9 protein-coding genes are annotated in these 9,844 nt (G+C 37.6%); 7 read left to right on the top strand and 2 right to left on the bottom strand.

The features are described from left to right. From ftsY to ftsX, 3 genes are all read left to right on the top strand, one after another. On the top strand, positions 1-944 hold a 944-nt coding region (gene ftsY / locus H4J75_RS03960; protein WP_182221392.1), incomplete at its 5' end, for a signal recognition particle-docking protein FtsY. Positions 945-1,015: 71 nt separating this feature from the next. Next, positions 1,016-1,714: a cell division ATP-binding protein FtsE gene (gene ftsE / locus H4J75_RS03955; RefSeq protein WP_182217164.1), complete on the top strand. Its 699-nt coding sequence runs from the start codon at positions 1,016-1,018 to the stop codon at positions 1,712-1,714. Continuing rightward, the gene (ftsX, locus tag H4J75_RS03950) at positions 1,698-2,684 is read left to right on the top strand and encodes a permease-like cell division protein FtsX (RefSeq protein ID WP_404842489.1); all 987 of its coding nucleotides are present in this window, start codon (positions 1,698-1,700) and stop codon (positions 2,682-2,684) included. Before ftsE ends, ftsX begins: the two co-directional genes overlap by 17 nt. A gap of 21 nt (positions 2,685-2,705) precedes the next feature. Here the strand turns inward: ftsX and H4J75_RS03945 are convergent, their stop codons facing one another. Beyond that, entirely contained in the window at positions 2,706-3,923 is a 1,218-nt protein-coding gene (locus H4J75_RS03945) for an EAL and HDOD domain-containing protein (RefSeq protein WP_259366368.1), read from the bottom strand. Between the two features lie 336 nt (positions 3,924-4,259). On the opposite strand from H4J75_RS03945, the gene rpoH reads away from it, so the two are divergent. Beyond that, positions 4,260-5,123: an RNA polymerase sigma factor RpoH gene (gene rpoH, locus H4J75_RS03940; protein ID WP_182175927.1), complete on the top strand. Its 864-nt coding sequence runs from the start codon at positions 4,260-4,262 to the stop codon at positions 5,121-5,123. Positions 5,124-5,412: 289 nt separating this feature from the next. Then, positions 5,413-8,046, top strand: coding sequence for an EAL domain-containing protein (locus H4J75_RS03935; RefSeq protein ID WP_182221390.1), 2,634 nt, complete (start codon positions 5,413-5,415; stop codon positions 8,044-8,046). Positions 8,047-8,064: 18 nt separating this feature from the next. On the opposite strand, the gene H4J75_RS03930 is transcribed toward H4J75_RS03935, so the two are convergent. Further along, positions 8,065-9,087: a hypothetical protein gene (locus tag H4J75_RS03930; protein ID WP_182217159.1), complete on the bottom strand. Its 1,023-nt coding sequence runs from the start codon at positions 9,085-9,087 to the stop codon at positions 8,065-8,067. 92 nt (positions 9,088-9,179) lie between these two features. Between H4J75_RS03930 and tatA the strand changes: the two genes are divergently transcribed. Then, complete coding sequence (tatA, locus tag H4J75_RS03925) at positions 9,180-9,419, top strand: Sec-independent protein translocase subunit TatA (protein WP_070375334.1); 240 nt, start codon at positions 9,180-9,182, stop codon at positions 9,417-9,419. Between the two features lie 3 nt (positions 9,420-9,422). Then, on the top strand, positions 9,423-9,842 hold the full coding sequence (gene tatB, locus H4J75_RS03920; protein WP_182217157.1) for a Sec-independent protein translocase protein TatB: 420 nt from the start codon (positions 9,423-9,425) through the stop codon (positions 9,840-9,842). The last annotated feature ends 2 nt before the right edge of the window (positions 9,843-9,844 follow it).

Genomic DNA, 9,844 nt, shown 5'->3' with positions numbered 1-9,844 from the left:
CAGAGCCAGAGCCAGCAGCTAAGGCTGGTTTCTTTGCTCGATTAAAGCAAGGACTGACTAAAACACGCCAAAATATTGGTGGTGGAATATTTACTTTATTCAGTGGCAAAAAAATTGATGACGAGTTATTTGAAGAACTTGAAACACATTTACTGTTAGCTGATGTGGGTATTGAAACGACCACAAAAATTATTAAATCACTTACAGAGAGTGCATCACGTAAACAGCTTAAAAATGCTGAAGCTTTGTATGATTTACTCAAAGAAGAGTTAAAGAAAATTATTGAGCCAGCAAGTGTGCCCTTAGAGATTAACAATGATTCAGGTCCTTTTGTTATCTTAATGGTCGGTGTTAATGGGGTTGGAAAAACCACCACTATTGGTAAATTAGCGAAAAAATTTCAAGCTGAAGGTAAATCGGTCATGCTAGCGGCCGGTGATACGTTTAGAGCAGCGGCGGTTGAGCAATTACAAGTGTGGGGCGAGCGCAACGATATTCCTGTTATTGCCCAGCATACTGGCGCAGACAGTGCATCTGTTATTTTTGATGCGATTAGTGCCGCAAAAGCCCGTGGTGTTGATGTACTCATTGCTGATACTGCTGGCCGGCTGCAGAACAAAAGTCACTTAATGGATGAATTGAAAAAAGTTGTCCGTGTTATGAAAAAGATTGATGATAAAGCACCTCATGAGGTGATGTTAACTTTAGATGCAGGTACTGGACAGAATGCGTTAAGCCAAACAAAATTATTTAATGAAGCGGTTGGTTTGACGGGACTAACATTAACCAAGCTTGATGGTACGGCTAAAGGTGGTGTTGTGTTTGCTATTGCTGATAAAAATGCGATTCCTATCCGCTATTTAGGCGTCGGTGAAGGCATTGATGATTTACGTCCGTTTAACGGTGATGATTTTATTGATGCATTATTCACCCAAGATAGCTAAGATTTACGGTATAGTTTTGATGCCCGACTACACTATGTGAAGAATAATAAAAATAAGAGTATGGCCATTTTATGATCCACTTTAACAATGTCAGTAAAACCTATCCCGGTGGCTTTCTAGCACTTAAAAATGTTAGTTTTGAATTGGCTGCGGGGGAAATGGCATTTTTAACCGGACATTCAGGAGCGGGGAAAAGTACACTCTTAAAGCTAATGAGCTTAATGGAAAAGCCGACCAGTGGTAAAATCCAAATTAACGGTAATGAAATATCAAATATAAAGTATAAAGATATTCCTTATGCTCGCCGAAAAATAGGAATGATTTTTCAAAACCATAATCTATTAATGGACAGAACTATTTTCGATAATGTTGCATTACCTTTAGTCATTGAAGGGTATAGCCACAAGGAAACCCGAAAACGCGTGGAAGCAGCGCTAGATAAAGTCCATTTGAGCGATAAGTTACGTTGTTTTCCTAATATGTTGTCAGGTGGAGAGCAGCAGCGAGTTGGCATTGCTAGAGCATTAGTGAATAAACCATTAATCTTGCTTGCTGATGAGCCAACCGGAAACTTAGATCCTAAGCTTTCCTTAGATATTATTCGCTTGTTTGAAGAATTTAATGATTTTGGCGTTACCGTACTCATAGCTACGCATGATCTGGGGCTAATTGCTAGAATGAAATATAGAACGCTGACGCTTAAGCAAGGTTCAATGATCACCGATGGTATCGTTGAAGGTTTACAAGTTAGGCATGAAAACAATGAATAAACCTACCCGTTTTGGCCAACCTTCGCAGAAATTAAATTTTGCAGCAAAAATAACAGATAGATTAATTCGACATGTTCAACAAGCCGTAGGTAGTTTAGGCGATTTATGGCGTACTCCTTTCACCTCAATAATGACGGTTTTGGTTTTAGGTATCAGTTTAACCTTACCGGCTACGTTACATCTATTTGTTAAAAATGCTAAAGCCATCAGTGAACAGTGGGATACCGCCTCAGAAATCAGTTTGTTTTTGAAATTGTCAGTGACTGACAAAGCGGCACAAAACTTAGTTCATCGAATTGAACTTTATCCTGAGGTTGCCAAAGTTACTTACATCTCGGCAGAGCAGGCTTTACAAGAGTTTAAAACCTTATCTGGTTTTGGACAGGCGTTAGAATATTTAGATAAAAATCCCTTGCCAGCAACACTGTTAGTGACCCCAACAACGCGTGCTAGTCAAACACAGGCGGCTGGAGAGTTACTATTGAAGCTAGAAAAAGAACGAGAGGTTCAGCAAGGGAAATTAGACCTCGAATGGCTTTCTCGATTAGAAGCTATTGCTAAACTTATTGAAGATATCGTGGTAGGTATCGGTGCATTACTGTGTTTGTCTGTGGTGCTCATTATTGGCAACACTATACGCTTGGCTATTTTAAATCAAAAAGATGCGATTGCTGTGATGAAACTTGTCGGCGCGACGGATAGCTTTATTCAGCGTCCTTTTTTATATGCGGGCCTTTGGTATGGTATTTTGGGGGGTGTGGTCTCTTGGTTATGTGTGGCTCTGCTCGCTAAATATTTATCGGGAGCTCTCTCTGAATTAACCCATTTATATCAGAGTAACTTTATTATTAGTGGTTTAAGCTTTTCAGAAGCGATGACACTGATATTATTTGCCGTTATACTCGGTTTATCAGGAAGTTATATTTCAGTGCGTAAGCATATTCGTGCCATAGAGCCTACCGCTGATTAATAAAGCCTACTAAATGTCGATTTAAGTTCCACAGGCGATCATTTCGTCTGCCCATGACAGTGAGTCTTTATAAGCTTGAAAACAAAGTTCACTCTCTAAGGTAATTCTCTTAGCAATTTCTTCACCCTCTGCCCATAAGCCTTGTTCAATGTTTTTTACTAATGACAAGTAATCTCCAAGGTCACACTGCTCGCTTCTTAATGCCGATTTTATGCCTTGATGAATAGGTAATACACCTAATACATATTCTAATTCATGGTCTAAAATACCATCGATTAACGATAATATACCGGTGAGAAAAGCTTTAGGCGGATTTTCACTTTCAAAGCGGCAAAGGGCTATTTTTTCACAAAACTTAGCTCGTGCTAAAGAAAGACGCATAATTTCTGGATTTTTATCTGAGCTTAAATCTGACAGCGCAAGCAACGCGATAAATTTTTTCAGTTCAACTTGCCCTATATAAGCAAGAGCATGTTTTAACGAGGTTATTTCCTGGCTACTACCATAGGTAGGACTATTGATAAAACGCAGTAATTTATAGGTTAAGCCGGGGTCAACGGCAAAAATTTCACTGATTTTGTTAATGTTTAACTCTACTTGGCTTGCTTGGCTGATTAGTTTGAGGATGTTTTGTTTTGCCGTGGTAATTTTTCGCTGTTTTAGCATTTCTGGTTTTGCAAAAAAATAACCTTGAAAAAGTGTAAATCCCAGCATTTTTAATCGTTCAAATTGTTGTGAAGTTTCTACTTTTTCAGCTAATAGTGTTACGTTTAGTCCGGCAAGTTTTCTGACCAGCTTGCTAATTTCTAGAATAGAAAATTGTAGGACATCAATTTTGATAATGTCTATGATGGGGTAAAATGGAGCCCACTTTTCATCAAAGTCAAAATCGTCTAAGGCTAATTTATAACCCTTCTCATGAAGTGACTGGCAAGCAGCTAATAGCTCAGGGGTTACCGGAACGTCTTCTAAAATTTCTAATACCACGTTTTTGGGATCAAGGAAGCTTGGGAAGTGAAAAATCAAGGTATCAGCATGAAAGTTAATATATGCGGGTAGATCACCAGTGACTTGCTCTATGCCTAAGCTTAAATGGTTATTAGTTAGTATGTTAGATGTTGCTTGGTTAGGATCAATATCAGGAAAACTGTTACTTTTACCATCGCGAAAAAGCAATTCATAGGCAACAACATTTTGTTTAATATCTAAGATGGGTTGACGAGCAACATATGAGTACAAATTATGACCCTCTAAAATTCATTTATAAGTTACTTAAATACAATTTATAAGTTACTTAAATACATAAAGTAATAGCCACATCCTTGTTAAATTACATCTTGACACAAAAGCTAAGTTATTGTTTTGTAGGCTTTAAGTGTTTTCTGATGCTTTTATGTTAACAAATGTACACAAAAAAAGCAGATAAATTTACTAGACTGAGTTGTTTCGTCTTGTGTTGTAAGGTAATGTGTGATGCGTTGCTCGCCTACACGGTCGATGTATGCTATTATAGCGAGCTAGAAAGTTAAAAATTATTTAAGAGTTATTAAAGAGCAATAAAGAGGGGTTTTTAAAATGAGTAAACCGATACAATCAATGGCGCTAACAGTTCCACGTAGCGGTAGTATTGAATCTTACATGCAGTCTGCTTATGGCATTCCTATGCTTACTGCACAGCGTGAGAATGAACTCGCCACTCGTTTATATTCAGAAAATGATTTACAAGCGGCACAAGAGCTTATTATGTCGCATTTACGTTTTGTTATTCATGTAGCAAAAGGTTATGCAGGTTATGGTTTACCTCAAGCCGATTTAATTCAAGAAGGTAACGTTGGTTTAATGAAAGCTGTTAAGCGTTTTAACCCGGAAGTGGGTGTACGTTTAGTGTCGTTTGCTGTTCATTGGATAAAAGCTGAAATTCATGAGTTTGTGTTACGTAATTGGCGTATTGTTAAAGTGGCAACGACCAAGGCACAACGTAAATTGTTTTTTAACCTTCGTAAAAACAAAAAACGTTTAGGTTGGTTCAGTAACGACGAAATTAATAATGTTGCAGAGACTCTAGGTGTTACACCTAAAGATGTTTTAGAGATGGAATCTAGAATGAGTAATCAAGATCAGGCTTTTGAGCTGTCATCTGACGATGTTGATAATTCTGCTGGTGGAGGTTACTCTCCAGCCTTATATCTTGAAGATCATCAGTCAGATCTCGCTGTTCAGGTTGAAGATGAAGATCACTCTTCTCATGCTAATAAGCGTTTATCTAATGCCTTAGTCATTCTTGATGAACGCAGCCAAGATATTATAAGAACCCGTTGGTTAACTGAAGATAAAACGACGTTACAAGATTTAGCTAACAAGTATCATATTTCTGCCGAGCGTGTCAGACAGTTAGAAAAAAATGCCCTTAATAAACTTAAAGGCTCAATGGCTGCTTAGTTATTGGCTCATGTCTGTACCAACAAAAAAACCGATTTACGTCGGTTTTTTTATGTCTGCTTTTTGTAGACTTTCTCTTGTGAGCACTGATACTAGCTTGCTTATGTTAATCATTAACGGTCTTTTGTCCCTTTTCGGTAAACGTTGCGCAACTCGTCAATTATAGTGTACAAAAAATAGACATATACTGTATTGATCTTATCAATTCAAATAAGGTACTAGCCAAGTGATATTAATTTGGTAGACTAACCGCTTAAAAATAATACTAATAACTAACTATGGAATCGCCTTGACGGAATTAAAGGCAAAGGAAGACATTCTGGCATTACGTCAGCTTCCCAAATTAAAGTCTCTACTTAAAAAGTATCGGCAGGTTAAAACCATGCAGTCGGGTTTGTTGCAGTTGTCTGAATTGGCAAGCACAGTTACCGATATGGCAGCCTTTTATGCTGAGCTTAAATCGGTGATTAAAACATTATTAATTACCGATAGTTTTCACATCACCCTGATCAATTCAAAAGATAATCTTGAGCTTGCTCATTGTCACAACCCTGAAGAAATTCGTTTACATGATCATTTAAAAGTTGCTGATTGGCGAAAATGCTTAACAGGTATGGTTTTTGAAAATGAAAAACCGATGCATTGCTCTGCTAAAGAGCGTTTAGCATTAGCAAAATCAGGCGATATTTTTCTTTATGGTTCATCCTGTGTTGATTGGCTTGGTGTTCCGCTTAGACGTGGCAATCAGGTTATTGGTGTTCTGGCATTACAAAGTTACGATGATAAACTTTACTTTGATGAATATGATTGTCAGTTGCTTGAATTTATTGCCTTGCATTTAGTGACCGCTATTGATCGTGTACGTAGTCGTGAATTATTAGAAGAAAGTATTTTACTGCGTACTGAAACGCTAACCGAAATGAATAAGCAGTTACAAGTTGAAATTGCTGAGCGTAAGAAAGCGGTAAAAATGCATAAAGCCTTATTATCAATTTCAGAAATTACGGCTAATTCACAAGATATTGATTGCTTCTATCGAGCAATCCATCAAGAAATTAATACTCTATTACCCGCAAAGAACTTATATATTGCTCTGTTAGATACGGGTGATAACAAAGATAACTCTATCGTGACTTTCCCCTATTATGACGATGAAAAAGTGCATACACCTCTGCCTCGAATGTTAGGTTTTGGGCTGACAGAATTAGCGATAAATGCTGTTGCACCGACATTGATCACCGAAGGTGAAGTCTTTTATTTATCTGAGCAAGGTGAAATAACGAGTGAACCGCTGACGATAGATTATCCTAAAAATAAAATGCCACAAGCATGGCTTGCTGCACCATTGATGGAAGATGGCAAGATATTCGGCATTTTAGCTATTCAGCATTACCAAGATTCGCAAGCCTATCAACAGAGTGACCTAACCTTAATACGCTTTATTAGCCAGCACGTTGATACCGCTATTTTACGTAAGCGTTCGCAAGCAGAAATAAAAAAACACCATGAAAAATTAGAAAATACGGTTAATCAACGTACCCAAGAGCTACAAGCGAGTAATTTAAATTTGCGTATGCAAATTGATGAGAGACGAAAAGCAGAAGCGCAACTTTACTATGAAGCACACCATGACGGCCTAACAAAACTGCCCAATAGAGCGATGTTTTCAGACCGATTGAGCTACTCATTACGACATTTAAAGCGTCATCCCGATCAACGCTTTGCCGTGTTATTTATCGATTTAGATCGCTTTAAAATGATTAACGATACATTGGGACACCATGCTGGAGATGAGTTTCTTATTGAGATAGCACTCAGATTACAAGACTGTGTCAGAGATAATGATATTTTAGCGCGTTTAGGGGGTGATGAATTTGTTATTTTGCTTGATTCACTACAATGTCAAGATGATATTGAAGAAGTGGCCTCACGCATTATTACCGCTGTTGCCAAACCCTTCAGTTTAGGTGGTCATACACTTTACTCGAATGCCAGTATAGGTATTGCGCAATGTAGCAGTCATTATAAGGATTCTCATGAAATTTTACGTGATGCTGATGCCGCTATGTACCAAGCGAAAAACTTAGGTCGTGGTCGTTATGTCTTTTTTGATGAAAGCATGCGAGAACAACTTATGGCAAGTATGACTTTAGAGCAAGAATTACGCGTTGCCATTACCAAGAGTCAATTTGAACTGCATTATCAGCAAATATCCAACTTAACGTTAACGAATACCATTGGTTTTGAAGCTTTATTACGTTGGCAGCATCCAACTAAAGGCTTACTAACGCCAAGTGAATTTTTATATATGGCCGAAGAAACCGGCATGATATTAGACATCGAAGCTTGGGTTATTAAAGAAGTTAGTCAACAATTAAAAAGCTGGCAACAAAATACCGAGTATTTTAATGCTTTTATTGGTATTAATTTATCGGGACGTCACTTAGTTCAAGCGAATCAGCTCAATAAGTTGATCAAGCAAATTAAAGACGCAGGTATAGAGCCTCATCGTTTAATTCTTGAATTTAATGAATCTGCATTTGCTCAACAAAGTGAATTAGCCCTGAAGAACTTACGTCGATTAAAAGAATTTGGGGTTAAACTCGCTCTAGATGATTACGGCGCGGGTTCATCGTCATTAAATTTCTTACACAACTACCCGTTTGAATTTATCAAATTAGACAGAAGTTTTGTTCGTACGCTAAATACTAATAATAAAAATTTATCGTTAGTTAAGGCTTTGCATGATTTGGGCAGTAACTTTGGCTACCATTTAGTCGCTGAAGGAATCGAGTCAGAGGAAATGTTGAAAAAGTTACAGAACGCCGGTTGTGAATTTGGTCAGGGCTTTCATATTAGTCGACCGATAAAAATGCCACGAATAATAACCAAAAGTGAGGTTGTAGTTAAAGTTAGCGCCTAATTTTTCGTTAACAATCAATTATATTTTACTAAAAAAACCTTCTATGCGTAGCGCAATTCCAGGTGTGGTGGTGTAGTTATCCTCTTTTGACCACTCTAAAAATGGTTCTACTTCAAAAAACAACCATTTTTCTAGTGCATTGAATCGATAACGATAACTCAGCGTATATTTGTCGGTAAAAAAACCATATTGACCATTACGCTCACCTTCAACTTGCAAACCAACAACGGAGGCCGTTGTTGAATCTAATTGATTTAATTGATAAAAGCCGTGTTTCCATCGAATGCCACTAAATGATTCAGAGCCGCGAATAGTATAATTGATCCTATATTGTGATTTTTCATTATATTGATAATTATATTCAAGAAATAACTTGGCTCCAAGACCGTCGCCTAAAAAGTAATAGGTTGAAGGTTCAACTTTAAAACCATGCTTTTCATTGAAGGTATACAACTTGCGCTTACGTATTTTTACAAAAATATCACCGCCTGAAATTCCTAATCGAGTATCGACTAAGCTATCGCTCTTCTTTTTAACCACATAACGTAAGGCAGCGGCAAAGCTTTCTTCATTTATTTCTGGGCGAGTACCAATACCATCGAGGGGTAACTGGCCGTCTTCAACGTCATCTTCATCGGAAAGAATCAAGCTCATCTTATCTTTAAAGTGCGGTAACTTTACTTTTAATCGAAAACGAGAGTCAAGCTCCGCCAAATGACGTGCTTTGGGTATCCAGCCAAAACGTATTTTGGCTGTTGCTTTGGGTTCAATTTGTTGGCTATCAATATCAGTAAAAAAACTATCGAACCAAGTCGCCGATTGATAAACGGAATTAGCGATGGTGTCGTGTACGTCTTGACCCCAGTCATCGGGCACAAGTGTGGGTACAACATGCCTTTGTGGATGTTTGATAGGTTTTGCTATTTGCTTTTCAGTGTCACTGTCCATGTTTTGATCTTGTCTAGCATTACTCTGAAAAGTAGTGAAGGTAATGCTGATCATCAACAAGCAACTCAGATAAATAAGGTGCTTTTTCTGCAAAGTTTGTCCTATCGCATTATTTTGTCTATCAAAGGATGATTTTTCATTTTAAAACTTTATAATGAATCCATTCTAAATAATAGGGGTTTATCATGGGAAATATGGGTATTTGGCAATTATTAATTGTTGCGGTTATTATAGTGTTGTTATTTGGCACAAAAAAATTACGTAATCTAGGTGGCGATTTAGGCTCTGCGGTTAAAGGTTTTAAAAATGCTATGACAGATAGTAACGCTAAAAAGGAAGAAGAAAGTGCAGAAAATATTGCTGATAAGTCTGTTACTACCGACACCGAAGATAAAGTAAAAACAAAAGAAAAAGATCAGGCGTAAGCGATGTTTGATATTGGCTTTTGGGAGCTGTCGCTGATTGCGATAATAGGTATGATCGTTTTAGGTCCAGAACGTTTACCTGTTGCTATTAGAACGGTGCGCGGTTGGATAAGTGGTGTTCGTAAATTTAGTGATAGTGTAAAAACCGAGCTTACCGAAGAATTACGCATACAAGAATTACATGCTAATTTGAAAAAAGCTGAACAAGCGGATATGAAAAATCTATCACCTGAGATTGCTGAATCATTAAAAACATTACAGGAAGCTGCTGAGATGGTCAATCGTCCTTATCAACTCGATAAAGAGCCTGAAAAAGTTGACTCACAAAGTATTGTCTCAGAAAATATTGAAAAAAATGATAAGGTGACTGAAGAAGCAGCAGTCACTGCTAACCTTTCATCTTCACAAGAAAATAAAAAGTAACA

This window comes from Colwellia sp. BRX10-1 (genome assembly GCF_014077545.1).
Taxonomy (GTDB): Bacteria; Pseudomonadota; Gammaproteobacteria; order Enterobacterales; family Alteromonadaceae; genus Colwellia_A.
Note: the sequence above shows the minus strand (reverse complement) of the source record. Positions and strands in the feature narration are given on the sequence as shown.

What these genes read in the sequence shown, in the direction of transcription:
- tatB (WP_182217157.1), top strand. Translation starts at nt 9,423, where the DNA reads ATGTTTGATATTGGCTTTTGGGAGCTGTCGCTGATTGCGATAATAGGT.
- tatA (WP_070375334.1), top strand. Translation starts at nt 9,180, where the DNA reads ATGGGAAATATGGGTATTTGGCAATTATTAATTGTTGCGGTTATTATA.
- ftsX (WP_404842489.1), top strand. Translation starts at nt 1,698, where the DNA reads ATGAAAACAATGAATAAACCTACCCGTTTTGGCCAACCTTCGCAGAAA.
- ftsE (WP_182217164.1), top strand. Translation starts at nt 1,016, where the DNA reads ATGATCCACTTTAACAATGTCAGTAAAACCTATCCCGGTGGCTTTCTA.
- rpoH (WP_182175927.1), top strand. Translation starts at nt 4,260, where the DNA reads ATGAGTAAACCGATACAATCAATGGCGCTAACAGTTCCACGTAGCGGT.